Consider the following 24359-nt stretch of genomic DNA (forward strand, 5'->3'; position numbering starts at 1 on the left):
TGTGGGGGCGCGGCAGGCTCCATCCCGTCCTCGGCGGACTCGCGGGCGCGGGGATCGGCCTGGCCGCGACGCTCGTCTACCAGGTCCTGGTCATCCTCGGCCTCGCTGCCGCGATGCCCGAGGCAAGGACCGGCTTCGTGGCCGCGATCGCGTCGAACGCCCTCTTCTCTCTCGTGCATCTCCTGTCGAACGCCGTGGTCTTCGCCGTGCTCGCCCCCGTTGCCCTTCCCCGACTGCGCTCGCTCTCGGCCGGAGCGTTGGCCGGACGCTCCTGATATGGCGGTCCCCCGGCGCACAGCGCGCCCCCGCTCCGAGGCCACACACCCCCGAAGAACACTTGCATTGCGTTTTGCAACAGGCTAGATTGGGGGCGCTCGATGGCCGGATGGCTGGGCGGGGTCTTCACACGTGACGAGCGCATGGTCGTGGTGTTCTTGGCGGTCTCGCTGACCGTGGGCTCCCTGGTGATGGCGTCGCGTCGCGTCGACCCGTCGCTCATGGCCCCGGAGAGCGGACCGCTCCCCGACAGCGTCGCCGCGGTCGCTCCCGCCGCCGAGCCGCCGGCGTGGCCCGTCGACGTCAACCGGGCGACCGCCGAGGAACTGGAGGCGCTTCCCGGCATCGGGCCGGCCAGGGCGGCGGCGATCGTCGCGCTGCGCGAGCGCAGGGGCGGCCTTGGCTCGCTCGAGGACCTGCTCGACGTGAAGGGCATCGGGCCGAAGACGCTCGAGCGTCTTCGGCCCTTCGCGGTCGCCGGCTCCCGAGCGGACTCGTCGCGCGGCGCGGGGGCGGGAACCGCGCCGGGGGAGGGCAGGACGTGACGGAGAACTCCCGTCTCAACAGGACCATCGCCACCGCGCGTCTCCTCGTCGCCGTGATGGTGGTCCTCATCGCCGTCGGGTCGCGCGGCGCGATCCCGATCCGTCCGCCCGTCGCCATCGCGCTCGCGGCGACCGCGATCTCTGTCGCCTGGGTCCTGTGGGCGAGGACCGGGCGCGCGGCCGCGCTCCTCATCGGCGCGCAGTTCGCGGTCGACGTCGGGCTCATCGCGCTCCTCGCGCGCTTCACGGGCGGCCTCGACAGCCCGTTCCGTCTGCTCTACCTCGTGCCGGTCATCTCAGCCGCCACGCGGCTCGGCTCCCGGGCCGGCAACACGATCGCCGTGCTCGCCGTGCTCACGTACCTGGGGCTCATCCCCGCGGGCCCGGCGCCGTGGGCGTACCTGATGCAGCCAGGGGCGTTCGCCGAGGTCACGGTGCTCGTCGTCTCGCTCCTGCTCGTCGCCACGCTCGTGGGCCAGGTCAGCCTGCGGGCGGCCGTCGGCGAGAAGGACCTGGCCCACGCGCTCTCGCAGCTCTCGATCGCGAACCTGAGGATGACGAACGTCGTCGCGAGCATCCGAAGCGGCGTCATCATCGCCGACGCGCAGGGCCGCGTCGTCGCGCTCAACCGCGCGGGCGAGGACGTGCTTGGGATGAGGGCCGACGAGGTGGTCGGGAGGGACTACCGCGTGGCGTTCGCCGAGGCCCCGGCCTTCTGCGAGCGTCTTGCCTCGACGCTCGAGGCGGGGCGGCCGGAGACGCGCGCCGAGTTCTTCGTCAGGCAGCCCGGGGGCCGCAGCGTGCCCGTCGGGCTCACGACCTCGGTGATCAGGGACGACGCCGGGGCGGACCGGGGCGTGATCGCCGTGTTCCAGGACCTCACCGAGGCGCGCAGGCTCGAGGAGAGGTCCCGGCACGACGAGAGACTCGCCGCGCTGGGCGAGTTCGCGGCGGGGCTCGCTCACGAGATCCGGAACCCGCTCAACGTGATCAAGGGGTCCGTGGACATGCTCCGCGAGAGCGCGCGCCCGTCGGCGGAGGACGCGAAGCTCTTTGACCTGGTCTCTCGGGAGGTGGACCGACTGAACCGGCTCGTCAACGACGTGCTGCTCTACGGTCGGATGGAGTCCGGCGAGCGGCAGCGGCTCAGGCTGGACGAGCTCGTCGGCGAGGTGGCGACGCTGGCCAGGAACCACCCGAGCTACCGCCCGGACATCGCGCTCGAGACGGGCGCGGCCGACCGCGTCGAGGGGCACGCGAACCCGGAGCAGATGAAGCGGGTTCTTCTCAATCTCGTGGTGAACGCGCTCGAGGCCATCGAGGGACGCGGGCGCGTCCGGATCCTCGCCGTCCCGAGGGCGGAGTTTCGGTCGCACGGGCTCGAGGGCGACCCGGAGGCCGAGGTGGCCCTCGTCGTCGAGGACACGGGGTCGGGCATTGCCGCGGAGCGGCGCGCGCAGATCTTCCAGCCGTTCGACACGTCGAAGCAGGGCGGCACGGGCCTCGGCCTTGCGATCGTCGACAAGATCGTGCGCGCGCACGGCGGCCGGATCGCGCTGGCCAGCGAGGTCGGGCGCGGCAGCAGGTTCGTCGTGTACCTCCCGCACTGAGCCGCCCGCGGCGGCGCGAAGGCACGAACGCAGAGAGAGGGGCTTCATGTCACAGGGACGCATACTGATCGTCGACGACGAGGACAGCATCAGGGAGTACCTCTCGATGATGCTGGAGCGCGAGGGCTACGACGTCGTCGCGACCGCGGACGGGAAGAAGGCCCTGAGGGTCCAGTCGCAGGAGGCCTTCGACGTCGTGATCACCGACATCCAGCTCAAGGGCATGAGCGGGATCGAGGTCCTCGGGGCGATCAGGGAGCAGGACCCGGCGCTTCCCGTCATCATCGTGACGGGGCACGCGTCGCAGGAGTCCGCGATCGAGGCGCTCAACCTGGGAGCGTTCTACTACCTTCTCAAACCCGTCTCGAACGACGAGCTCAAGCAGGTCGTGCGGAACGCGCTCGAGATGCGGCGCCTCAAGGAGGAGAACGTCGAGCTCGAGCGGGCGCTCCACCCGAGCGGCGAGCGCGCGATCGTGGGCACGAGCGAGGGGATGACCTCGGTGTTCGACATCGTGGACCGCGTCGCGCGGACGTCGAGCACGGTGCTCCTCTACGGGGAGAGCGGCACGGGGAAGGAGCTCGTCGCGCGGGCCGTCCACGCGCGCAGCGCGAGGGCGCAGGGCCGGTTCGTGTCGATCAACTGCGGCGCGCTGCCCGAGACGCTGCTCGAGAGCGAGCTCTTCGGGCACGTGAAGGGATCGTTCACGGGAGCGATCCGCGACAAGCGGGGGCTCTTCGTCGTCGCCGAGGGAGGCACGTTCTTCCTCGACGAGGTGAGCGAGACGTCGCCGGCCATCCAGGTCAAGCTCCTGCGCGTCCTTCAGGAGCGCGAGGTGGTGCCCGTCGGAGGCACCAAGCCGACGCAGGTGGACGTGCGCGTCATCGCCGCGACGAACGCCGAGCTCGAGAAGCTCATTCGCGAGGGGAAGTTCCGGGCGGACCTCTACTACCGCCTCAACGTCATCCCGATCCGGATCCCGCCGCTGCGCGAGCGTCGGGACGACGTCCCGCTCCTGGTCCGGCACTTCCTCGAGCGGTTCACCGGTGGGGCGAAGAGCGTGAGCGACGACGCCATGGAGATCCTCGTGGGCTACGACTGGCCGGGCAACGTGAGGGAGCTCGAGAACGTCATCGAGCGCGCCGTCATCCTGGCGAGGGACAAGACCATCACGGCGGCCGACCTCAACATCTCGATCTTCCCCGAGCGGCTCCGGAAGCGCGCGGCGGCTGCCGGGCCCGCGGAATCGGGTCTCGGCGTGTCCGGTCTCACGCTCGACGAGGTCGAGCGGCGCTACCTCATCCAGACGCTCGAGGAGACGGGCTGGAAGAAGAAGCAGGCGGCGGACGTTCTGGGCATCAACCCATCCACGCTGTACAGGAAGCTCCAGCGGTACGGGATGGCGGACAGGGCGGAGGAGGACTAGCGGCCGCGCCTATGAGGGTCATCGCCGGCAGGCTCAGAGGACGGCGGATCGACGCCCCGGCCGGACGGCTCGTGCGGCCGACGTACGACCGCGTGAGGGAGTCCGTCTTCGGCATCCTCGGCGACCGCGTCGATGGAGCGCGCGTGCTGGACCTGTTCGCCGGCTCCGGGGCGCTCGGCATCGAGTGCCTCTCCCGGGGGGCCGCCTCGGTCACCTTCGTGGAGCGGGACCGCGAGGCGCTCGCGGCGCTTCGGAGGAACCTCGAGGCGCTCGGCATCGCCGGGCTCGCGGTCGTCGCCCCGTGCGACGCGCTGCGGTTCCTCGGCCGGGGCGCCGGGCGGGCGCGATTCGATCTCGTGTTCGTGGACCCGCCGTACGGGAGCGGCCTGGCGGGCGAGGCGCTCGGCCGGCTGGGCCCGTGGGACGGGCTCGCGCCCGGAGCGCTCGTCGTCGTCGAGCACGCGAGCGGCGACCGCCCGGACGAAGGCGAAGGCGGGCTCGTGCACGAGCGGACGGAGCGCTACGGCTCCACCGAGGTGAGCTTCTTCCGCGGTGTGGGCGAAGGAGAGAGGGAGGCGCTGTGAGAACGGCTCTCTATCCAGGCACGTTCGATCCGATCACCAACGGGCACCTCGACCTCATCCGCAGGGCGCGGAAGCTCTTCGACCGAATCGTCGTGGCCGTCGGGACGGGCCGGGCGAAGACGCCGATGTTCTCCGAGCGGGAGCGTCTCGCGCTCGTGCGCGACGCCGTGAAGGGCATGGACGGCGTCGAGGCCGTCGTCTTCTCGGGGCTTCTCGTCGACGTCGCGGCGCGGCTTCAGTCGGTCGCGATCATCCGGGGGCTCCGCGAGGTCTCGGACTTCGAGTACGAGTTCCAGATGGCGCTCATGAACCGGCGATTGGCCGCCGACGTGGAGACCGTGTTCCTCATGCCGAGCGAGCGCTTCACGTACATCGACTCGACGGTCGTGAAGGAGGTCGGGCTCCTGGGCGGAAGCGTGGACGGCCTCGTGCCGCCGGCGGTCGAGCGGGCGCTCGCGGCGAGGCGGAAGCGGACGGTGGGGAGGGCGACGCGTGGCGGGAAGGGACGGACGCGGCGCGGTTGACGCGCGGCTTCTTGCCGAGCTGCGACGCGCGGCGGGCGGCTCGATGTCGGCGCGGCTCGAGGACCGCATCTGCTACTCCATGGACGCCACGGACCTCAGGGCGCTTCCGGACGCCGTCGTGTGGCCGCGGTCGACCGAGGAGGCGGCCGCGGTCGTCCGTGTCGCGTCGCGTCGCGGCTGCCCCGTCGTGGCCCGCGGGGCCGGCACCGGCTACACGGGCGGCTGCCTGCCCGTCGCCGGCGGCGTGGTCGTCTCCACCGAGAGGATGAACCGCGTGGTGCTGCTCGACCCGGCCCGCAGGCTGGCCGTCGTGGAGCCGGGCGTCGTCAACGCGGAGGTCGACGCGCGGGCGGCGGCGTTCGGGCTGTCGTACCCGCCGGATCCTGCGAGCCTCAAGGTCTCCACGATCGGGGGCAACGTCGCCGAGGGCGCCGGCGGCCCGCGGACCGTGTTGCACGGCGTCACGCGCGACTACGTCGTCGGGCTCGAGTGCGTCCTCGCCGACGGCACGGTGATCACGACCGGCCTCCTCGCCGGCGCGGGCGAGGGCGGCTGGGACGCGGCCCCGATCCTCGTGGGCTCCGAGGGCACGCTCGCCGTCGTGACGAAGGTCGCGCTCCGGCTCGTCGAGCGGCCGGCCGCGTACGCGACGTACTGGGTGGAGTTCCCGTCCCTCGACGCCGCCGCGCGCACCGTCGCGGAGGTGATCGCCTCGGGGCTTTCGGTCAGCGTGCTCGAGCTTCTGGACGCCGGCACCCTCGCGAGCGCGCTCGAGCACGCGAGCGGCGCCCGGCCGGCGACCGTGCCCGAGGCCGCGCTCCTCGTCGAGCTCGAGGGTGACCCGGCAGCGTTCGCCGCGGCGGCGCGCCGCGTGCGGGATGCGGCCGTGCGGCACGGCGCGTCCGCTTTCCGCGAGGCGGCGTCGCAGGCCGAGCGCGACGACATCTGGAAGCTCAGGCGGTCGGTGTCCCCCGCGCTCGCGCGGCTCTCGGGCGGCAAGATCAACGAGGACATCGCCGTGCCGCGGAGCGCGATCCCCGCGTTCGTGCGCGCCATGCGGGAGATCGGCGAGTCGCTCGGTCTGTCGGTCCTCGCGTTCGGTCACGCCGGCGACGGCAACCTCCACGTCAACGTGATGGTCGAGCGCTCCGACCCCGAGCAGATGGCGCGCGCCCGGGCGGCGGTGTCGCGGCTCTTCGCGGCGGCGCTCGCGCTCGGAGGCACGCTCTCCGGCGAGCACGGGATCGGGATCACGAAGGCCGAGCATCTTGCGAGCGAGCTCGGCCCGGCGGCGCTCGGCCTCACGCGGGCCGTGAAGCGCGCGCTCGACCCGGGCGGGACGCTGAACCCCGACAAGATCCTCACCGACCGACCCAACCCCTGGTGGACCGGCCCCCCCCGGGCGGCCGAGGGGGAGCGGGGAGGCGGCACGGACCGGCACACATGCTGATCGACACCGCGACCATCCAGGTGCGCGCGGGCAACGGCGGGAACGGCTGCCTGGCGTTCCGTCGCGAGAAGTTCGTGCCGCACGGCGGTCCGAGCGGCGGCGACGGCGGCCGAGGCGGCGACGTCATCATCGAGGCGTCCGAGGGGCGATCCACGCTCGTCGACTTCCACTACAGGAGGCACTACCGGGCCGAGAGCGGCCGGCACGGCAGCGGCGCGACGAAGACCGGGCGCGACGGCGAGGGGATCCTGCTCAAGGTGCCGGTCGGCACGCTCGTCAAGGACCGCGACACGGGCGAGGTGCTTGCCGACCTCGACGCCCCGGGCAAGCGCGTCGTCGCGGCGAAGGGCGGCCGCGGGGGCCGCGGGAACGCGCGTTTCGCGACGCCCATCGAGCAGGCGCCGACGCGGCACGAGCCCGGCGTCCCCGGCGAGGAGCGGACGATCGATCTCGAGCTCAAGCTCATCGCCGACGTCGGGATCGTCGGGCTGCCGAACGCGGGGAAGTCCACGCTGCTCTCGAGGATCTCGTCGGCGAAGCCGAGGATCGGCGACTACCCCTTCACGACGCTGAGCCCGGTGCTGGGGCTCGTGCGCTACGGCGACGACGGGAGCTTCGTCGCGGCGGACCTGCCCGGCCTCATCGAGGGCGCGCACGAGGGCAAGGGGCTCGGGCTTCGGTTCCTGAGGCACGTCGAGCGGACCCGCGTGCTCGTCATCCTGCTGGACGCCTCGAGCGAGGATCTCGCGGGCGACTACGACACGCTCGTCAACGAGCTCGCGAGCTACGGCAAGGGTCTGGCGGAGAAGCGGCGCATCGTGGTGCTGAACAAGATGGACCTCGTCCCCGGCGGAACGCCGCGCGCGCGGTTCGGCGGGGAGGAGGTGCTGGCGATCTCGGCGCTCAGGGGCGAGGGCCTCGACAGACTGCGGCACGCGGTCGGGGGGCTTCTCGAGAGCGTCGGAGCTTCGTGACGGTCCATGGGGCGGGGCCCGGGAGGGGGGAGCGGTGGAGGAGAGGGAAGCGGCCCTGGCGATCGCGTGCACGCCGGGCATCGGTCCGGCGACCGCGTCGGAGCTTCTGAGCGTCTTCGGATCGCACGGAGCCGTCGTTGACGCGGCGCTCGGGCGGGCGGCCTCCGGGCCGCTGTTGCCGGCGGAGATCGCGTCGCCGATCGCGGCGACCGTCGCCTCGGGGCGGCACCTTGCCGACCTGGCGGACGCGGCGCGCGCCGGCGCGAGGTTCGCCGTGCCCGGCGATCCGGACTACCCGGCGGTGCTGGCCGAGATCGCCCGCGCGCCGATCGGGATCTTCGTTGCGGGGGCTGCGCTGGCCGGGCTGCTCCCCGCGGTCGCGATCGTCGGGACGCGCGCGCCGACGCCGCGCGGCGTGGCGTTCGCGCGGGCTCTGGCCTCCGACCTCGTCAGGGCCGGGCTCGCCGTCGTGAGCGGGCTCGCCCGGGGCATCGACACCGCCGCGCATCGCGGGGCGCTGGACGCCGGCGGTCGAACGGTCGCGGTGCTCGGCTGTGGCCTTGCGGCCGAGCCGTACCCGCCCGAGAACGCGGGGCTCGCGCCGGAGATCGCCACGTCCGGCGGCGCGGTCGTCTCCGAGTTCTCGCCGATGCAGGAGGCGCGGCCGGCGGCGTTTCCGCAGAGGAACAGGATCATCTCGGGGCTTTCGGCCGGCGTGGTCGTCGTCGAGGCCGGCACGAGGAGCGGCGCGCTGATCACGGCCGCCCGGGCCCTCGAGCAGGGACGGGAGGTCTTCGCGGTCCCCGGGCCGGTGGACGAGCCGCAGTCGAGGGGGCCGCACGGGCTTCTGCGGCGCGGCGCGCGACTGGTTGAGAGCGTCGAGGACGTGCTCGACGAGCTCGACGCGGCGTGGGGGCCGTTCGGGCGGGCGGGAGCGGCGGAGCGCGCGCGGTCCGCGGGGAGTGGGGCGGAAGCTGGGAGCGCGCCGGCGGTCGGTGGGCCGGCCGGGCGTGTGGCAGCGGCCCTCTCGATGACGCCGCTCTCGCCCGGCGAGATCGCTGTGAGGCTCGGCGAGCCTGTCGAGCGCGTGCTGTCGTGCCTGCTCGCGCTCGAGCTCGAGGGTCTTGCGTCGCCGGCGCCGGGCGGGAGGTACGTGCGCGGCCGCCGGTGACAGGTGCTCGCGGGGTCGGCGGCGGCCCGCGCGCGGAGGATGCCGATGGGCGGGACACGGGCGCGCGTCGCCGTCGTCCGGTGCGCGGACTACGACCCGGAGCGCGTCGGCCGCGCCGTGGCCGAGGCCGTCGAGCTTCTCGGGGGCATGTCGCGCTTCGTGCGCCCCGGCGAGCGCGTGCTCCTCAAGCCCAACCTGCTCTCCGCGAAGGCCCCCGAACGGGCCATCACGACCCATCCGGAGATCGTCGGCGCGGTCGCGGCGCTCGTCCGCGCCGCGGGGGGCGTCCCGTCGATCGGCGACAGCCCCGGCGGCGCCATCCGAGGCGTCGAGCGGGTCTGGCGCAACACGGGCATGCTCGAGCTCTCCGAGCGGATGGGCGTCCCGCTCGTCTGCTTCGAGGCCTCCGGATCGCGCGAGGTGCGCGGGGCGCTCCGCTCCTACATGATCGCGCGGCCGGCGCTTGAGGCCGACGCCGTGCTCAACATCGCGAAGATGAAGACACACGTGCTCACGATGTACACGGGCTGTGTGAAGAACATGTTCGGCGTCATCCCCGGCTTCCTGAAGAGCAGGCTCCACAGCGCCGCCCCGCGCCCGGTCCCGTTCGCGCGTCACATCGTGGACGTGCACTGCCTGGTGCGGCCGCGGCTCAACGTGCTCGACGCGGTGGTCGCGATGGAGGGCGACGGCCCGTCCGGCGGGCGTCCGAGGCAGGTGGGCGCGATCCTCGCCGGCGAGGACGCCGTCGCGGTGGACGCGGTGGCGGCCGCGATGATGGGCCTCGGCGAGGGGAGCGTCCCGACGCTCCGCGTCGCCGCCGAGCGGGGACTCGGCGCGGCGGCCCTCGCGGACATCGAGGTGGTCGGCGCGGACCCGTCGTCCTTCGACCTCTCGGGCTTCGCGCTCCCGCGCACGGCCTTCATGAACCTCATCCCGGACTTCGTCGTCCGCGCGCTCGAGCCCTGGATCTGGGTGTGCCCCGAGATGTCGAAGGCGTGGGGTTGCAGGGGAGAGGCGTGCAGGCTCTGCGCGCGGAGCTGCCCGGTCGGAGCGATCGCGATGAAGGACGGCGCGCCGGTCGTGTCGCGGAAGGCGTGCGTCGAGTGCCTGTGCTGCCACGAGGTGTGCCCCGAGCACGCCGTTCGCGTGAGGCTGTCGTGGCTGGCGAGGAGGTTCGCGTGATGGCTGGCGCTCGCGGCAGCAGCGGACGGCGATACCCGACGCTGACGCACCGTCTCGAGTACGCCGCGGTTCGCGCGGCGCAGGCCGTCATCTGTGCGCTCCCGGCGGGGGTCGCGCGGGAGAGCGGGGCCGCGCTGGGGGACCTCGCATTCTCGGTCGTTCGCGCGCGGCGGGGCGTGGCGACGCGACAGATCGCCGAGGCGCTCGGCCCCGGCATGCCGCAGCGTGAGGTCGAGCGCATCGCCCGCGAGGCCTACCGCAACTTCGGGCGCATGACCTTCGAGTACGCGCGGTTCCCGAGGCTCACGAAGCGGGCCATCGAGGCGACCGTGAGCGTGACGGGGGAGGAGCACCTGAAGGATGCCCTCGCCGGCGGGAAGGGCGCGATCCTCGTCGCCGCGCACTTCGGCAACTGGGAGGTCGCGGCGACCCTCGCCGCAACGGGCTACCCCGTCTCGTTCCTCGTCGGGGAGCAGCACAACACGCTGGTGGACGGCCTCATGAACCGGCTCCGGCAGGGCCTCGGGGTGGAGACCGTTCCCCTGAGCCGGAGTCTGAGGGGCGTCTTCCGGGCCCTTCGGGCGAACAGGATCGTCGCCATGCTGTCCGACCAGGATGCCGGGAGGACGGGCATCTTCGTGGAGTTCCTCGGGCGGCCGGCCTCGACGCCGTACGGGCCCGCGCGGTTCGCGCTCGCCGCGGGCGCACCGCTCCTTCCAGGGGTGGCCGTCAGGCACCCGCGCGGACGCCACGAGCTCGTCATCGCCCCGCGCATCCCGGCGCCCCCGGCAGGCACGGCGCCCGACGACGCGGCGAGACTCCTCACGCAGGGCTACACGCGCGTCTTCGAGGAGTTCATCCGCCGTCACCCGGATCACTACTTCTGGATGCACCGCAGGTGGAAGACGAGGCGCGACGGAAGCCGCGACACCTGAGGCTGAGGCGCGCCTCTTCGCGAGCGCGCCGCCGCCCGCCGCGCGGGGACATCCGCTCAAAGAAGAGAGCCGCCCTCGCGGGCGGCTCTCTCTTTCGACCTGCAGATTCTCGATCCGATCTACTTGCCCCAGCCGAAATACAGACCAAGGCCCCACTCCGCCGGGACGTTCTTGCCCATGAGCGGGTAGTGGAAGTCGGCGCCCAGGGTCATGCCGTTGGCCATCGTGTAGTCGATGCCGGGGTTGATGTAGACGACGTTGCGACCCGAATCCTCGTCGGACGGGTCCTCAGGGTCGGACTTGTCGTCGCTGCCGAAGTAGCCGTCGGCGGCGATCTTGAGGGCGAGCATGTCGCTCATCGGATAGGCGTAGCCGGCGCAGAAGTGGATCTCACTGCCCGGGGTGCACTTGGTATCGCTGTTCTCCAGCCTGTACCTGTACCCGAGGGCCACGTCGAACACGCCCGGGCCGGCGGGCATCCCGACCATCAGCGCGCCGTCGATGTCCATCTGGCCTTCGCTGGTGCCGATCTCGTCCTCCTCAGGCTCGGAGTTGCCGGTGGCGATCTTGAGGCCGAGACGCGCGGTCATCATCGGCTCAGGCATGAACATGTACTTCGCGTAGATCCACGTGTCGCCGAGGCCGGTGCCCGTGATCTCGTCCTCAGTGCGCATATCGTCGGGAGCCTTCAGCTTGAGCATCTGGAAGTTCGGCTTCACGCCGATCTCCATCTGGTCCATGACGGCGTAGTAGAAGTTCATCGGGAAGTACATGGCCGTCCAGTCGGCGTCGAGGTCCTGGCTCTCGCCCTCGCTGTCGTAGACCTTGTCGGCCATGAAGTACCAGAGGCCGACGTTGATGCCGAAGGCGCCCTGGTCGTGCGTGGCGGCCTTGTCGCCGCTGTACAGGAAGTCGTAGGCACCGGCCGTCGAGGCCATGCCGACCAGCGCGAGGACGATCACGGCACACAGAGTGCTTCTCATCTCCAAACCCCCTTGTGGCATTGGTAACAACCTGCGTCCCAACCAAAGGAACTTCCCCGAAAGTCCGGTTTGGTCTTCTGGATTCACCTCCCTTGCGATCTCGGGGACACCGGGCCCCCGGGTCTCCTGTAACGGGTCTGTCTTGCCTTCCCTTGCCGCCGCCGGCGTTCCCGGCGGGCCCGTCCCTGGCCTCTCCGGCTACCTCCTTCGCGCGAGGCTTCCGGCGCCCTACTGGAACCCTATCTGCTTGCCGGGCTCTTCCTTGCCCGCCGTCCTGATCTCCCCGTGGCGCTCCTCGTACCGCCGGATGTTCTCCTCGATGGCCCTGAGCAGGGCCTTGGCGTTCTGGGGGGCCATGATGATCCTGGCGTGTACCCGGCTCTTCTTCGTGCCGGGGAGGACCCTGATGAAGTCCATGACGAACTCGGCCGGCGAGTGCGTGATGACCGCGAAGTTGGCGTAGGTACCCTCCGCGAGCTCGTCGGGGAGCTCGATGCTGATCTGCTGCTTCTGGTCCGCCATAGGCTCCTTCGCTGCGGGACCCCCCTAGAAGCGGCCCCGTCCGGCTACGGTTGCGCAAAGATAAGGACGACCCTCTCCGGTGTCAAGGGGTTTCTGGCCGCCGGCTCGGCACAGGCCGGTCGTCCTACTGCACCCGGCGTGCCTGTTCCGCCATCGCTGGGATCCCGGACGCGAGCGATGGAGGCGCGGAAACGCGACTACGTCCGGTTTGACAGAAATCCGCTTGACAGCTTCGGAGCGGGGTGATATGTTCGGGACCCGTAGTTGACAAGTGTAACAAGTTGTGAACGGGGACAACGCGCATCTTCGAGACGGCGACAGCTTTGTCAGTTGTCCGTGCTGTAGACGGGAGGAGCTATGGTTGCGGAGCTGAAAAAGCTGGACTCGGGAGGAGCCGTGCCCGACCTGGAACGGGTCGGGATCATCGAGACGTACGAGGACGTGTTCGCGGGTCGGAGAAGGCGCTTCCCCAACAACTTCTTCAACGGGGGAGCGGGCCGCGCGCGGGCTGCGATCATCACGAGGTACCTGCTCGAGGAGAAGCTGGGGATCAAGGTCCAGGAGATCCCGCGCGCGATCCACAAGAAGCTCTTCTACGACAACGGTCTCACGTGGATGCTGGGGAGCTGCTTCGACTGGTCGCCGTACAAGGCGATCGACAACGCCTACCCGGGCATGTTCCACAAGTGGCAGTTCAACGTCAAGGGCATGTGGCAGGGACCGGAGCGGCTGACGCTGGCCGCCGAGGCGACGCGCTGGATGATCGAGCGGGTCGAGGGCGTGACCCAGGACGACATCCCTCAGCGCGTCTCCGCGACGACCTTCGGCAAGTACAACCTGAGAGGCATGCTGTCGGTGTGCTTCCGGGGCTCGTTCTTCAAGGCGATCGAGAACGCGTATCCGGGGCGGTTCCATCCCTGGGAGTTCCGCAACGTCCCGAAGAACTTCTGGCAGGGCGCTCCCGGGCTCGAGAACGCTCGGCGGGCCACGCGGTGGCTCTGCGAGGAGAAGCTCGGCGTCTCGAAGGACAGGGTCTTCCAGGACGTGACCTACCACCTGTTTCGCGAGCACGGGCTCGGCGGGATGCTCACCGGCTGCTTCTCCGGCTCCTCGATCCAGGCGCTGCACAACGCGTATCCGGACCTCATGGTCCCGAAGCACCCCAAGAGGAAGCCGCGCCGTCGGAGGAGGATCGAGCGGGTCAAGCTCACCCAGCCGTGATTGTGTTCCGGCAGGGCGTTCGGCGTGGAGCGCGGCCGGCCCCTCGGGGTCGGCCGCGGCGCGTCCGGGGCCCTTGCCCTTGACTTGGGCTCGCGGCCTGGTCTAGCATCCGCGGCGCTTCACGCGCGAGCGCGACGCCCGCGCCGCGGCGTGTGGGAGGGCCTGTGAACAGCATCGAGTCCCCGAGGCTTGGGACGATCCTGAACGCGTTTCCGGGGCGGAGGGTCGCAGTGTTCGGCGACCTCATGCTCGACCGGTACGTCTGGGGCAGCGTCGAGCGCATCTCTCCCGAGGCGCCCGTGCCCGTGCTCGACGTCCGTGAGGAGAGCGTGCGCTTCGGCGGCGCCGCCAACGTTGCCGAGAACGTCGTGTCGCTGGGTGGTTCGGCGCTGCTCGTCGGGGCCGTGGGGGAGGACGACGGCGGCCGTGAGCTCCTGTCGCTCCTGCGGACGAGGGGCGTGGACGCGTCCCGCGTGGTGTCCGTGCCCGGGCGGGTGACGACGACGAAGACGCGCCTCATCGCCCACAGCCAGCAGATCGTGCGCGCCGACCGGGAGGACGCGCGCGAGGTCGGCCCGCCGCACGATGCCGCGATCCGCGACGGCCTGGAGAGCGCGATCGACGCCTGCGACGTCCTCGTCATCTCGGACTACGGCAAGGGGGTCGTCACGCAGGCGAGCCTCGCCGCGGCCCTTTCGGCGGCGCTCTCGAAGGGCAGGAAGGTCTGCGTGGATCCCAAGGAGTCGCACTTCCCCAGCTACAGGCGGGTGACGGCGATCACGCCGAACCAGAAGGAAGCGGGCAACGCCGTCGGCGTGCGCATCACCGACGACGAGTCCCTCGCGCGCGTCGGCTGGGAGCTTCAGCGCTCGCTGGACGCGGCGTGCGTCGTCATCACGCGCGGGGAGCACGGGATGTCGCTCTTCCTGAAGGGCGGAGAGCGCGTGGACCTGCCGACCGTGGCCCGCGAGGTGTTCGACGTGACGGGGGCGGGGGACACCGTCGTGAGCGCCATGGCCGTCTCGCTCGCCGCGGGCGCCACGATGGTCGAGGCGGCCATCATCGCGAACCACGCTGCGGGGGTGGTCATCAGAGAGGTCGGCACGGCGTCGGCGACCGTGGACGAGATCGCGCGGTCATTCGCCGAGCTTCGGGAGGGGACCGGTGGGGCGCGTCGTCGGGCGTGAGGAGGCAGCGGCCGCCGCGGCGGACGCGCGGGCGCGCGGCCTCACGGTCGTCTTCACCAACGGCTGCTTCGACATCCTGCACAGGGGACACACCGACTACCTGTCGCGCGCGAAGGCGCTGGGCGACGTGCTCGTCGTCGGCGTCAACACGGACCGGTCCGTCCGGGAGCTGCGCAAGGGCGAGGGGCGGCCGATCGTCCCCGAGGACGACCGGGCAGCGGTCGTGGCCGCGGTGGCCTCGGTGGACCTCGTGTGCCTCTTCGACGAGGAAACGCCCTACGAGCTCATCGGCGCCGTGCAGCCGGACGTCCTCGTGAAGGGGGCCGGCTATGCCGAACAGACCATTGTCGGGGCGGACATCGTGAAGGGCCGCGGGGGGCGCGTCGAGGCGCTGGAGGAGCTCCCCGGCAGGTCGACCCGGTCGATCATCGAGCGGATCCTCGCCCTCGGGCCACGCTGCCTTCGCTAGTGGACAGAGTGACCCTCCTCGCTGTATCATGGCTGCTCCGATGTGAGCCCGAGAGGGTCGTAGGGGATGGACGGAACCCCCTGAAGGGGCGCTCACGAAGAGCCCCGAGGGGGGTTCGACGCGCCCGGCGCGGCCGGGTGGACCAATCGCGGCCTGCTGCCGTCGGGGGAGGGCGGATGCCGAAGCGACGGATCGTCATCATGGGAGCTGCCGGAAGGGACTTCCACAACTTCAACCTGGTCTACAGGGAGCGGGCCGACTGCGAGGTCGTGGCGTTCACCGCGACGCAGATTCCCGACATCGCGGGACGCGCCTACCCGGCCGAGCTCGCCGGGCCGCTCTACCCCGACGGCATCCCCATCCTGGCGGAGGTCGACCTCCCGACGATCGTCGCCGAGCGGTGCGTTGACGAGATCGTGTTCGCCTACAGCGACGTGTCGCACGAGTACGTCATGCATAGGGCGTCGCTCACGAACGCGCTGGGTGCCGACTTCACGCTCCTCGGCGCCGAGCAGACGATGCTCGACTCGAGGAAGCCGGTCGTCGCCGTGTGCGCCGTCCGCACGGGGAGCGGGAAGAGCCAGACGACCCGCAGCGTCGCGGAGCTTCTGACCGCGAGGGGCAAGCGCGTCGTCGTCGTGCGGCACCCGATGCCCTACGGCGACCTCAGGGTCCAGGTCTGCCAGCGCTTCGCCGAGTACGACGACATGGTCCGGCACCGATGCACCATCGAGGAGATGGAGGAGTACGAGCCCCACATCGCGATGGGCTCCGTCGTGTACGCCGGCGTCGATTACGGGAAGATCCTCGAGGAGGCGGAGAAGGAGGCGGACGTCATCCTCTGGGACGGCGGCAACAACGACGCGTCCTTCTACACGCCCGACGTGCTGATCGTCGTCGCGGACCCCCACCGCGTAGGCCACGAGCTCACCTACTACCCGGGCGAGCAGAACCTCCGCATGGCCGACGTCGTGCTCATCAACAAGGAGGACACGGCCAGGCGGGAGGACATCGCCCGCCTCGTGGAGAACGTGCGGTCGGTGAACCCGGGCGCGATGATCGTCCACGGCGAGTCGCCCGTCGCGTTCGAGAACGGGATCGACCTGCGCGGGAAGCGCGTGCTCGTCGTCGAGGACGGGCCGACGCTCACCCACGGCGGCATGACGTTCGGGGCGGGCGCGGTGGCCGCGAAGGCAGCGGGCGCGACGCCCGTCGAGGCGAGGCCGCACGCGGTGGGCAGGATCAAGGCGCTGTTCGAGCAGTACCCGCACGTGGGAGCGGTGCTCCCGGCGGCCGGGTACAGCGCGGAGCAGATCGCAGACCTCGAGAAGACCGTCAACGCGGTGGACTGCGACGTCGTGGTCATCGGCACGCCCATCGACCTCAGGCGCGTGATCACCATCAACAAGCCGGCCGTGCGCGTGCGCTACGACCTCAGGGTGTCGGGCAAGCCGGACCTTGAGGACGCGCTCGCGAGAGTCCTGTAGCGGCGTCTCCGCGGGGGCCGTTGCCTGGCCCGCCGCAGACGCCTCGCCCAGGGGGAGAACCGGTTGAAGATCCACGAGCACCAGGCCAGGGACATCCTCAGACGGCACGGCGTGCCGGTCCCCGCGCACGAGGTCGTGTCGGACGCCGAGGAAGCGGGGCGCGCGGCCGCGCGCATCGGCGGCCTCGTCGTCGTCAAGGCCCAGGTGCACGCCGGCGGCCGCGGGAAGGCCGGCGGCGTCAAGCTCGCGAAGGACCCCGCGGAGGCGAAGGCGAAGGCCGCCGCCATCCTCGGCATGGAGATCAAGGGCCTCACCGTCCGGCGCGTGCTCGTGGCCGGCGCGGTGGACATCGAGCGGGAGTACTACGCGGGCATCGTGGTGGACCGCGCCTCGAAGCGGCCCGTCATCATGGTGAGCGCGGCCGGCGGCGTCGACATCGAGGAGGTCGCGCGGACGACCCCCGAGAAGATCGTGAAGGTCCCCGTCGACCCGGAGAGGGGCCTTGCGCCCGCCGAGGCTTCCCGTCTCGCGTCGGTCGTCGAGGAGCGCGCGGCGCAGGCCGCCGCCGTGGCGGACGTCCTGTCGAAGCTGTACGAGGCCTTCGTTGGCGCCGACTGCTCGCTCGCCGAGATCAACCCGCTCGTCGTCACGCCGTCCGGCGAGGTGTGGGCCGTCGACGCGAAGATGAACATCGACGACAACGCGCTCTTCCGCCACCCGGACATCGAGGCGCTCCGCGACCCCTCCGGCGAGACGCGCGCGGAGGCCCTCGCGCGCGAGGCCGGTCTGTCGTACGTCAAGCTCGACGGAAACGTCGGGTGCCTCGTGAACGGCGCCGGACTCGCGATGACCACCATGGACCTCATCAAGTACTACGGAGGCGAGCCGGCGAACTTCCTCGACATCGGCGGGAGCTCGAGCCCCGAGAAGGTCATGGCTGCGCTCGACATCATCACCGGCGACGGCAACGTCCGCGCCGTGCTCATCAACATCTTCGGCGGGATCACGCGCTGCGACGACGTGGCGAACGGGCTCGTCCGGGCGCTGGCCTCGCGGCCCGCGCCGGTTCCCATCGTCGCGCGCCTCACGGGCACGAACGAGGCGCGCGCGAGGGAGATCCTCGCCGAGCACGAGCTCGTGACGGCGGAGACCATGGACGACGCGGTACAGAAGGCTGTCGCGCTCGCAAGGAGGGCCGCGTGAGCATCTTCCTCGACGCGGAGTCGCGCGTGTGCGTCCAGGGCATCACCGGCCGCGACGGCCTCTTCCACACGAAGGCGATGATCGAGTACGGCACGAAGGTCGTCGCGGGCGTCACGCCGGGAAAGGGCGGCCGCGCGGCGGAGGGCGTTCCCGTCTTCGACACCGTGAAGGACGCGGTCGCGAACACGGGCGCCGACGCGACGATCGTGTTCGTGCCGGCGCGCTTCGCGGTCGGCGCCATCGCCGAGGCGGTGGACGCCGGCATCGGGCTCATCGTCGCGGTGAGCGAGGGCATTCCGGTGCTCGACGCGGCGCGGCTCTACGGGCGCGTCCGAGCGGCCGGCGCCCGCATGATCGGCCCCAACTGCCCGGGCATCATCAGCCCCGGGAAGTCGAAGCTCGGCATCATGCCCGGCTCCATCCACTCGCCAGGAGAGGTGGGCGTCGTGTCGCGAAGCGGCACGCTCACCTACGAGGTCGTGGACCAGCTCCGCCGCCGCGGCATCGGGCAGTCCACGGTCATCGGCATCGGCGGCGACCCCATCATCGGCACGAACTTCATCGACGCCCTCGCGGCGTTCGAGGCCGACCCGGAGACCGCGGCGGTCGTCCTCATCGGCGAGATCGGCGGGACCGACGAGGAGGAGGCCGCGGCGTTCATCAGGGCGAAGATGAGGAAGCCCCTCGTGAGCTTCATCGCGGGACGGACGGCTCCGGCCGACAAGCGGATGGGGCACGCGGGGGCCATCATCGCGGGCGGGAAGGGCACGGCGAAGGAGAAGATCGAGGCCCTGCGGGCGGCGGGCGTTCCCGTCGCCGACCGGCCGAGCGAGATCCCCGACCTCGTCCGAGAGGCACTCGGGAGACGAGCATGAGCGGAGAGCCGGAGGAGCGGGTTCCGAAGCGGGCCTGGAACTACCCCGCGCGCGACGCGCATCCGAGCGACGAGATCTTCATCTACGCGCCCTGGTGCAAGTCGTGCGGCATCTGCGTCGCCTTCTGTCCCGCGGGCGTGTTCACGGCGAGCAGGTCCGGCCGTCCCCTCGTCACGAACCCGGACAAGTGCATCGTCTGCGGGCTGTGCGAGATGATGTGTCCCGACATGGCCATCACGGTCCACAAGGAGCGGAAGAAGGCCGGCGGCGAGAAGGGCGAGAAGGCCCCGAAGGACGGCGACAGGTGAGCGTGCAGATCGGGAGGAGGAAGGTGATCTTCCTCCAGGGGAACGAGGCCTGCGCGCTCGGCGCGCTCGCGGCGGGCGTGGACCTCTTCGCGGGCTACCCGATCACGCCGTCGTCGGAGATCGCGGAGTTCCTCTCGGAGAGCCTTCCGCTCGTCGGGGGGCGCTTCATCCAGATGGAGGACGAGATCGCGTCGATGGCCGCGGTCATCGGCGCGTCGCTCGGCGGCGCCAAGGCGATGACGGCAACGTCGGGGCCGGGCTTCTCCCTCATGCAAGAGAATATCGGCTTCGCGTGCATCGCGGAGGTCCCCTGCGTCATCGTCAACGTACAGCGCGCGGGGCCTTCGACGGGTCTCCCGACGCAGCCGGCGCAGATGGACGTGATGCAGACGCGGTGGGGGACGCACGGGGACCACTCGATCATCGCGCTCTCGCCGACGACGGTCCTCGAGTGCTTCACGATGACCATCGAGTGCGTGAGCCTCGCCGAGCGGTACCGCACTCCGGTCGTTCTGCTGATGGACGAGGTCGTGGCGCACATGCGGGAGAACGCGAGTCTGCTGGGGCCCGCGGACTGCGGCATGGCGTCCCGCCCGCGCCCCGCCGCCGGCCTCGCCGACTACTGTCCGTTCGGCGCGTCCGGCGACGGCGTGCCGCCCCTCGCGGCGTTCGGCGGGGAGTATCGCTTCCACGTGACCGGCCTCACGCACGACCCCCACGGTTTCCCGACGATGGTCCCGCGCGAGGTGGACGACAACATCCGTCGCATCGTGTCCAAGGTCGAGTCCCGCGTGGACGAGCTTGCGTCGTACGAGGAGTTCATGCTGGAGGACGCCGACGTCCTCTTGGTCGCGTACGGCTCGACCTCGCGCGTGGCGAAGGCCTCGGTGCGCGAGCTGCGCCGCGCCGGCGTGCGCGCGGGGCTCCTCCGCCCGAGGACCATCTGGCCGTTCTCGCAGAAGCGGCTCCGCGAGCTCGCCCCGCGGCTCCGGCTCGTGGTGGTTCCCGAGATGAACCTCGGGCAGCTCGTGCTCGAGGTCGAGCGGGCCCTCTGCGGGGCCGTGCCCGTGCGACACGTCGGGCGCGTCGACGGGAACCTCTTCGACCCGGGCGAGATCACGGCGTTCGCGCTCAGGGAGGCCGGACGATGAGCCAGGTCATGGAGACGGTGCGGACCTACCTGAGGTCGAACAAGAAGCTCCCCACGGTGTGGTGCGCGGGGTGCGGGCTCGGCATCGTGATGGGCGCGATGATCCGCGCCATCGCGAGGATGGGCGTCGAGAAGAACGACCTCGCCGTCGTCTCGGGCATCGGGTGCACGGGGCGGCTTCCGGCCTACGTGGACTTCAACACGCTCCACACGACCCACGGGCGCGCCCTGGCGTTCGCCACCGGGCTCAAGCTCGCGAAGCCCAAGCTCCGCGTGATCACCGTCATGGGGGACGGCGACGCGGTGGCCATCGGCGGGAACCACTTCATCCACTCCTGCCGTCGCAACATCGACATGACCGCGATCGTCGTGAACAACGCCATCTACGGGATGACCGGGGGGCAGTACTCGCCGACGACCCCGCACGGAAGGCGCGGGACGACCGCGCCGTACGGCAACGTCGAGCACGACTTCGACGTCGCCGGCCTCGCGGTCGGCGCGGGTGCCACCTTCGTCGCCAGGAGCTCCGTCTACCACGTCCGCGAGCTGGACAAGCTCATTGAGCGGGCGATGCGTCACAAGGGCTTCTCGGTCGTCGAGGTCGTGGCGAACTGCTACACGAGCTACGGGCGGCTCAACAAGCTCACGTCGCCGGTGGCGATGCTGCAGGCGATGAAGGAGGGCTCGGTCACCGTGGCCGAGGCGGCGAAGATGTCGCCCGCCGAGCTCGAAGGCAAGTTCGTGCGCGGCGTGATCCAGGAGCGGGAGCTCCCGGAGTTCATCACGGTCTACGACGCGCTCGCCGAGAAGCTGGCGGCGACCCCCGAGGTCGTCGCGGGCGTCCGGCGGACCCTCGAGACGTACGACGAGACGGCGTACCGGCTGAAGGCGTACCGCAAGAAGGCGTAGGGGCGCGGCGGCCCGGCGGCGGACACGGCCGCGGGGCCCGCGCGGGAGCGACGCGTGGAGGATGGAAGCGGCGGGAGATTCGAGGTGAGACTCTCCGGGTCGGGCGGGCAGGGGCTCATGCTCGCCGGGCGGCTTCTGGCCGAGGCCGCGACGGTCCACGAGGGCCGGAACGCCGTGCAGACGGAGAGCTACGGCCCGGAGGCGCGCGGCGGGAAGAGCAAGACCGACGTCGTGATCTCCGACGAGGAGATCGACTACCCGAAGGCGACGCGCGTGGACGTTCTGCTCGCGATGACGCAGGCCGCGCTCGACGAGTACGGGCCGAGCCTCAGGGAAGGCGGAACGCTGCTCGTGGACTCCTACCTCGTCGAGCGCATCGAGTCCCCGGACGCCGTGCGGATCCCGTTCACGAAGCTGGCCATCGACGGCTGCGGGCGCGCGCTCTTCGCCAACGTCATCGCGCTCGGCGCCGTCGCCGAGGTCACGGGCGTCGTCGCGTGGGACTCCATCCGAAGCGCGGTGCTCGCGCGCGTGCCGAAGGGCACCGAGGCCGCGAACGAGAAGGCGCTCTCGCTCGGCAGGGACGCGGTCATCGAGCTCAGGCGGGGGGGAAGCCGTGGATAGGACGTTCATGGTCGTCAAGCCGCACGCGGTGCGCGAGGGCGCGACGGGAGAGGTGCTCGCGATGGTGGAGCGCGCCGGCTTCACGATCGTCGGGATCGCCATGCGCCGGCTGACGCGCGAGGAAGCGGCCGTGATGTACGACGTCCACGCGGGCAAGCACTTCTTCGACGGTCTCGTCGCGCTCATCTGCTCCGGCCCCGCCGTCGCGGTGATGCTCGAGGCCCCCGACGCCGTTGCGGCGCTGCGCAGGCTCGTGGGCGCCACCGACCCGGCCGAGGCGGCGCCGGGGACGATCCGCGCGAAGCACGGGAAGAGCAAGAGCGAGAATGCCGTCCACGCGTCCGACTCGCCCGAGCGGGTCGCGCACGAGTCGGCGATCTACTTCGGGGACTGCCCGCGGACGGTCATGCCGTAGCGGGGTCGAGGGAGATCCGATGGAGCGCAGAGACTGCGCCTGCGTTGATGCCGAGCGCCTTGCCGTCGTGGACGAGGTCGTCGCGGCGCGCGGCACCGCCCCCGGGTCGCTCATCCCGATCCTCCAGGACGTCCAGGCGCGCGTGGGCTACCTGCCGCCGGCCGTCCTCGCCCGGATCGGCGAGCGCGCGGGCGTTCCGGCGGCGCAGGTCCACGGGGTCGCGAGCTTCTACTCGCAGTTCAGGCTCGAGCCGGTCGGCAGGCGCATCATCAAAGTCTGCCACGGCACCGCGTGCCACGTGCAGGGCGCGACGGCGATCACCGAGGCGCTGTGCGACGAGCTCGCCGTGAAGGACGGGGGCACGACCGCGGACGGCGAGTACACGGTCTCGTCGGTCGCATGCCTCGGGTGCTGCAGCCTCGCCCCCGTGATGATGATCGAGGAGGGCACGTACGGCCGGCTCACCCCGGAGGCGGCGCGGAAGGTCGTGAGGAAGCGGGGGAAGTAGCCTGGCAGTTCTCCCGGAGGCTCGGATGGGAGCGGCAGTGTCGGTTCCGGAGATCACCGTCGGGCTGTCGAGCTGCGGCGTGGCCGCCGGCGCGGCGGACGTGCACGCGGCGCTCGCGCGCGAGATCGAGGCGCGCCGCATCGGGGCGCGGCTGCGGCGCACGGGGTGCGTCGGGATGTGCTACCGGGAGCCGATCGTGGACGTCGCGCTCCCGGGCGGGGCCCGCTGCACCTACGGCGGCGTGAAGCCCGAGCACGCCGCGCGCATCATCGAGGAACACGTGATCGGCGGTCGCCCGGTCGCGGAGCTCCTCGTGCGCGCGGAGGACCGGACGCTTCCCGACGAGGCGTACTACGCGCGGCAGGTCAGGCTCGTGCTCCGCAACTGCGGGGTCATCGACCCCGAGTCCATCGACGAGTACGTCGCCGCCGGCGGCTACGACGCCCTGGCGAAGGCCGTCCGCGCGATGACCCCGGAGCAGGTCATCGCCGAGGTGAAGGACTCCGGGCTGCGCGGGCGGGGCGGCGCGGGGTTTCCGACCGGGATGAAGTGGGAGCTGGCGCGCAAGGCGCCGGGAACGAAGAAGTTCGTCATCGTGAACGCGGACGAGGGCGACCCCGGGGCGTTCATGGACCGGAGCGTCCTCGAGGGCGACCCGCACTCCGTGCTCGAGGGGCTTGCCGTCGCCGCGTACGCCATCGGGGCGGACGAGGGCACCATCTACGTTCGCGCGGAGTACCCCCTCGCCGTCAAGCGCCTCGCGATCGCCATCGCCGACGCCGAGAAGCGCGGGTTCCTCGGCGAGCGCGTCCTCGGCACCGGGCACTCCCTTCACGTGCACATCAAGGAAGGCGCGGGCGCCTTCGTCTGCGGCGAGGAGACGGCGCTCATCGCGTCGGTCGAGGGCAGACGCGGCATGCCCCGGATCCGTCCGCCGTACCCCGCGGCCAAGGGCCTGTGGGGACGGCCGACGAACATCAACAACGTCGAGACGTACGCGAACGTGCCGTGGATCATCGCGCACGGCGCCGCGGCGTTCGCCGCGTACGGCACCGAGAAGAGCAAGGGCACGAAGGTCTTCGCGCTGGCCGGGAAGATCGCCCGCGGCGGGCTCGTCGAGGTCCCGATGGGCATCACGCTGCGCGAGGTCATCAACGACGTGGGCGGCGGCGTGCCGGGCGGCCACGCGTTCAAGGCCGTGCAGCTCGGCGGGCCGTCGGGCGGGTGCATCCCCGAGGAGTTCATCGACATCCCCGTGGACTACGAGTCGGTCGTGCAGACCGGCGCCATCATGGGCTCCGGCGGCATGGTCGTCATGGACGACCGGACCTGCATGGTGGACATCGCGCGGTTCTTCCTCAACTTCACGCAGGACGAGAGCTGCGGCAAGTGCACGTTCTGCCGGATCGGCACGAAGCGCATGCTCGAGATCCTGAACAGGATCTGCGAGGGCAACGGCCGCGAGGGCGACGTCGAGCGGCTCCAGGAGCTCGGGGAGAAGATCGTGTCGTCGTCGCTGTGCGGCCTCGGGCAGTCGGCGCCGAACCCGGTGCTCACGACCATCAAGTACTTCCGCGCTGAGTACGACGCGCACATCCGGGACAGGAAGTGCCCGGCGCTCGCCTGCCGCCCGCTTCTCACCTGGGAGGTGGACGCGGCCGCGTGCACGGGCTGCACGCTCTGCGCGCGCGCCTGCCCGGCCGGGGCCGTCACGGGCGAGCGGAAGAAGCCGCACTCCATCAACCAGGACCTCTGCACGAAGTGCGACGCCTGCCGGCAGGTCTGCCGGTTCGACGCGATCACCGTGCGCTGACGCGC

The 24359-nt window shown here is 71.3% G+C and carries 26 protein-coding genes; 24 read left to right on the forward strand and 2 right to left on the reverse strand.

Translation table 11 applies throughout. The features are described 5' to 3' along the window. From FJY74_04880 to FJY74_04930, 11 genes are all read left to right on the forward strand, one after another. Nucleotides 1-275, forward strand: a 275-nt coding sequence (locus tag FJY74_04880) for a hypothetical protein (protein MBM3307638.1), incomplete at its 5' end; no start/stop codon positions are given. A 192-nt stretch (nt 276-467) separates the two neighbouring features. Further along, nucleotides 468-821, forward strand: coding sequence for a helix-hairpin-helix domain-containing protein (locus FJY74_04885; GenBank protein MBM3307639.1), 354 nt, complete (start codon nt 468-470; stop codon nt 819-821). Further along, nucleotides 818-2431 (forward strand): PAS domain S-box protein, encoded by a 1614-nt coding sequence (locus FJY74_04890; protein ID MBM3307640.1) that lies wholly within the window; start codon nt 818-820, stop codon nt 2429-2431. The genes FJY74_04885 and FJY74_04890 overlap by 4 nt, the downstream gene beginning before the upstream one ends. A gap of 46 nt (nt 2432-2477) precedes the next feature. Next, complete coding sequence (locus tag FJY74_04895) at nt 2478-3857, forward strand: sigma-54-dependent Fis family transcriptional regulator (protein ID MBM3307641.1); 1380 nt, start codon at nt 2478-2480, stop codon at nt 3855-3857. Between the two features lie 11 nt (nt 3858-3868). After that, nucleotides 3869-4441, forward strand: a complete 573-nt coding sequence (rsmD, locus tag FJY74_04900; protein ID MBM3307642.1) for a 16S rRNA (guanine(966)-N(2))-methyltransferase RsmD — start codon at nt 3869-3871, stop codon at nt 4439-4441. After that, nucleotides 4438-4965, forward strand: a complete 528-nt coding sequence (gene coaD / locus FJY74_04905) for a pantetheine-phosphate adenylyltransferase (protein ID MBM3307643.1) — start codon at nt 4438-4440, stop codon at nt 4963-4965. Before rsmD ends, coaD begins: the two co-directional genes overlap by 4 nt. Continuing rightward, nucleotides 4934-6415, forward strand: a complete 1482-nt coding sequence (locus FJY74_04910; protein MBM3307644.1) for an FAD-binding protein — start codon at nt 4934-4936, stop codon at nt 6413-6415. The genes coaD and FJY74_04910 overlap by 32 nt, the downstream gene beginning before the upstream one ends. Next, complete coding sequence (obgE, locus tag FJY74_04915; protein ID MBM3307645.1) at nt 6409-7389, forward strand: GTPase ObgE; 981 nt, start codon at nt 6409-6411, stop codon at nt 7387-7389. The genes FJY74_04910 and obgE overlap by 7 nt, the downstream gene beginning before the upstream one ends. Nucleotides 7390-7423: 34 nt before the next feature. Beyond that, a complete protein-coding gene (gene dprA, locus FJY74_04920; protein MBM3307646.1) occupies nt 7424-8560 on the forward strand; it encodes a DNA-protecting protein DprA in 1137 nt (378 codons plus the stop codon). A 45-nt stretch (nt 8561-8605) separates the two neighbouring features. Next, a complete protein-coding gene (locus FJY74_04925) occupies nt 8606-9745 on the forward strand; it encodes a DUF362 domain-containing protein (GenBank protein MBM3307647.1) in 1140 nt (379 codons plus the stop codon). After that, on the forward strand, nt 9745-10680 hold the full coding sequence (locus FJY74_04930; GenBank protein ID MBM3307648.1) for a lysophospholipid acyltransferase family protein: 936 nt from the start codon (nt 9745-9747) through the stop codon (nt 10678-10680). Before FJY74_04925 ends, FJY74_04930 begins: the two co-directional genes overlap by 1 nt. Nucleotides 10681-10799: 119 nt before the next feature. Here FJY74_04930 and FJY74_04935 read toward each other — a convergent pair whose 3' ends face one another. Together FJY74_04935 and FJY74_04940 are read right to left on the reverse strand one after the other, a co-directional pair. Further along, nucleotides 10800-11663: a transporter gene (locus FJY74_04935; GenBank protein MBM3307649.1), complete on the reverse strand. Its 864-nt coding sequence runs from the start codon at nt 11661-11663 to the stop codon at nt 10800-10802. A 228-nt stretch (nt 11664-11891) separates the two neighbouring features. Continuing rightward, nucleotides 11892-12185, reverse strand: coding sequence for a DUF3467 domain-containing protein (locus tag FJY74_04940; protein ID MBM3307650.1), 294 nt, complete (start codon nt 12183-12185; stop codon nt 11892-11894). A 357-nt stretch (nt 12186-12542) separates the two neighbouring features. Here FJY74_04940 and FJY74_04945 point away from each other — a divergent pair, with 357 nt between their 5' ends. The 13 genes from FJY74_04945 to FJY74_05005 all read left to right on the forward strand — a co-directional run bounded on the left by FJY74_04945 (nt 12543) and on the right by FJY74_05005 (nt 24354). Continuing rightward, a complete protein-coding gene (locus tag FJY74_04945; protein ID MBM3307651.1) occupies nt 12543-13406 on the forward strand; it encodes a hypothetical protein in 864 nt (287 codons plus the stop codon). A gap of 164 nt (nt 13407-13570) precedes the next feature. Next, on the forward strand, nt 13571-14593 hold the full coding sequence (rfaE1, locus tag FJY74_04950; protein ID MBM3307652.1) for a D-glycero-beta-D-manno-heptose-7-phosphate kinase: 1023 nt from the start codon (nt 13571-13573) through the stop codon (nt 14591-14593). After that, complete coding sequence (gene rfaE2, locus FJY74_04955; protein ID MBM3307653.1) at nt 14571-15062, forward strand: D-glycero-beta-D-manno-heptose 1-phosphate adenylyltransferase; 492 nt, start codon at nt 14571-14573, stop codon at nt 15060-15062. The genes rfaE1 and rfaE2 overlap by 23 nt, the downstream gene beginning before the upstream one ends. 176 nt (nt 15063-15238) lie before the next feature. Continuing rightward, nucleotides 15239-16549, forward strand: coding sequence for a GTPase (locus tag FJY74_04960; GenBank protein ID MBM3307654.1), 1311 nt, complete (start codon nt 15239-15241; stop codon nt 16547-16549). Between the two features lie 63 nt (nt 16550-16612). After that, nucleotides 16613-17752 (forward strand): ADP-forming succinate--CoA ligase subunit beta, encoded by a 1140-nt coding sequence (sucC, locus tag FJY74_04965; protein ID MBM3307655.1) that lies wholly within the window; start codon nt 16613-16615, stop codon nt 17750-17752. Then, nucleotides 17749-18627 carry a succinate--CoA ligase subunit alpha gene (gene sucD, locus FJY74_04970; protein ID MBM3307656.1) on the forward strand — a complete coding sequence of 293 codons (879 nt, stop codon included), beginning with the start codon at nt 17749-17751 and terminating at the stop codon, nt 18625-18627. The genes sucC and sucD overlap by 4 nt, the downstream gene beginning before the upstream one ends. Continuing rightward, on the forward strand, nt 18624-18935 hold the full coding sequence (locus FJY74_04975) for a ferredoxin family protein (GenBank protein ID MBM3307657.1): 312 nt from the start codon (nt 18624-18626) through the stop codon (nt 18933-18935). Before sucD ends, FJY74_04975 begins: the two co-directional genes overlap by 4 nt. Before the next feature lie 8 nt (nt 18936-18943). Beyond that, the gene (locus FJY74_04980; GenBank protein MBM3307658.1) at nt 18944-20086 is read left to right on the forward strand and encodes a 2-oxoacid:acceptor oxidoreductase subunit alpha; all 1143 of its coding nucleotides are present in this window, start codon (nt 18944-18946) and stop codon (nt 20084-20086) included. Beyond that, the gene (locus FJY74_04985; GenBank protein MBM3307659.1) at nt 20083-20994 is read left to right on the forward strand and encodes a 2-oxoacid:ferredoxin oxidoreductase subunit beta; all 912 of its coding nucleotides are present in this window, start codon (nt 20083-20085) and stop codon (nt 20992-20994) included. The genes FJY74_04980 and FJY74_04985 overlap by 4 nt, the downstream gene beginning before the upstream one ends. A 117-nt stretch (nt 20995-21111) precedes the next feature. Then, the gene (locus FJY74_04990; GenBank protein MBM3307660.1) at nt 21112-21618 is read left to right on the forward strand and encodes a 2-oxoacid:acceptor oxidoreductase family protein; all 507 of its coding nucleotides are present in this window, start codon (nt 21112-21114) and stop codon (nt 21616-21618) included. Between the two features lie 7 nt (nt 21619-21625). After that, nucleotides 21626-22033, forward strand: coding sequence for a nucleoside-diphosphate kinase (locus tag FJY74_04995; protein MBM3307661.1), 408 nt, complete (start codon nt 21626-21628; stop codon nt 22031-22033). Nucleotides 22034-22052: 19 nt separating this feature from the next. Beyond that, nucleotides 22053-22541 (forward strand): NADH-quinone oxidoreductase subunit NuoE, encoded by a 489-nt coding sequence (nuoE, locus tag FJY74_05000; protein MBM3307662.1) that lies wholly within the window; start codon nt 22053-22055, stop codon nt 22539-22541. 25 nt (nt 22542-22566) lie between these two features. Next, nucleotides 22567-24354: a 4Fe-4S binding protein gene (locus tag FJY74_05005; protein MBM3307663.1), complete on the forward strand. Its 1788-nt coding sequence runs from the start codon at nt 22567-22569 to the stop codon at nt 24352-24354. Nucleotides 24355-24359: the final 5 nt, after the last annotated feature.

It is taken from the genome of Candidatus Effluviviaceae Genus I sp., from assembly GCA_016867725.1.
Lineage (GTDB): Bacteria > Joyebacterota > Joyebacteria > Joyebacterales > Joyebacteraceae > VGIX01.

Coding starts and splice junctions, on each gene's coding strand:
- FJY74_04885 (MBM3307639.1), top strand. CDS start 468: ATGGCGTCGCGTCGCGTCGACCCGTCGCTCATGGCCCCGGAGAGCGGA.
- FJY74_04895 (MBM3307641.1), top strand. CDS start 2,478: ATGTCACAGGGACGCATACTGATCGTCGACGACGAGGACAGCATCAGG.
- rsmD (MBM3307642.1), top strand. CDS start 3,869: ATGAGGGTCATCGCCGGCAGGCTCAGAGGACGGCGGATCGACGCCCCG.
- obgE (MBM3307645.1), top strand. CDS start 6,409: ATGCTGATCGACACCGCGACCATCCAGGTGCGCGCGGGCAACGGCGGG.
- FJY74_04925 (MBM3307647.1), top strand. CDS start 8,606: ATGGGCGGGACACGGGCGCGCGTCGCCGTCGTCCGGTGCGCGGACTAC.
- FJY74_04930 (MBM3307648.1), top strand. CDS start 9,745: ATGGCTGGCGCTCGCGGCAGCAGCGGACGGCGATACCCGACGCTGACG.
- FJY74_04935 (MBM3307649.1), bottom strand. CDS start 11,663: ATGAGAAGCACTCTGTGTGCCGTGATCGTCCTCGCGCTGGTCGGCATG.
- FJY74_04940 (MBM3307650.1), bottom strand. CDS start 12,185: ATGGCGGACCAGAAGCAGCAGATCAGCATCGAGCTCCCCGACGAGCTC.
- FJY74_04945 (MBM3307651.1), top strand. CDS start 12,543: ATGGTTGCGGAGCTGAAAAAGCTGGACTCGGGAGGAGCCGTGCCCGAC.
- FJY74_04960 (MBM3307654.1), top strand. CDS start 15,239: ATGCCGAAGCGACGGATCGTCATCATGGGAGCTGCCGGAAGGGACTTC.
- FJY74_04975 (MBM3307657.1), top strand. CDS start 18,624: ATGAGCGGAGAGCCGGAGGAGCGGGTTCCGAAGCGGGCCTGGAACTAC.
- FJY74_04985 (MBM3307659.1), top strand. CDS start 20,083: ATGAGCCAGGTCATGGAGACGGTGCGGACCTACCTGAGGTCGAACAAG.
- FJY74_04990 (MBM3307660.1), top strand. CDS start 21,112: ATGCTCGCCGGGCGGCTTCTGGCCGAGGCCGCGACGGTCCACGAGGGC.
- FJY74_04995 (MBM3307661.1), top strand. CDS start 21,626: ATGGTCGTCAAGCCGCACGCGGTGCGCGAGGGCGCGACGGGAGAGGTG.
- nuoE (MBM3307662.1), top strand. CDS start 22,053: ATGGAGCGCAGAGACTGCGCCTGCGTTGATGCCGAGCGCCTTGCCGTC.
- FJY74_05005 (MBM3307663.1), top strand. CDS start 22,567: ATGGGAGCGGCAGTGTCGGTTCCGGAGATCACCGTCGGGCTGTCGAGC.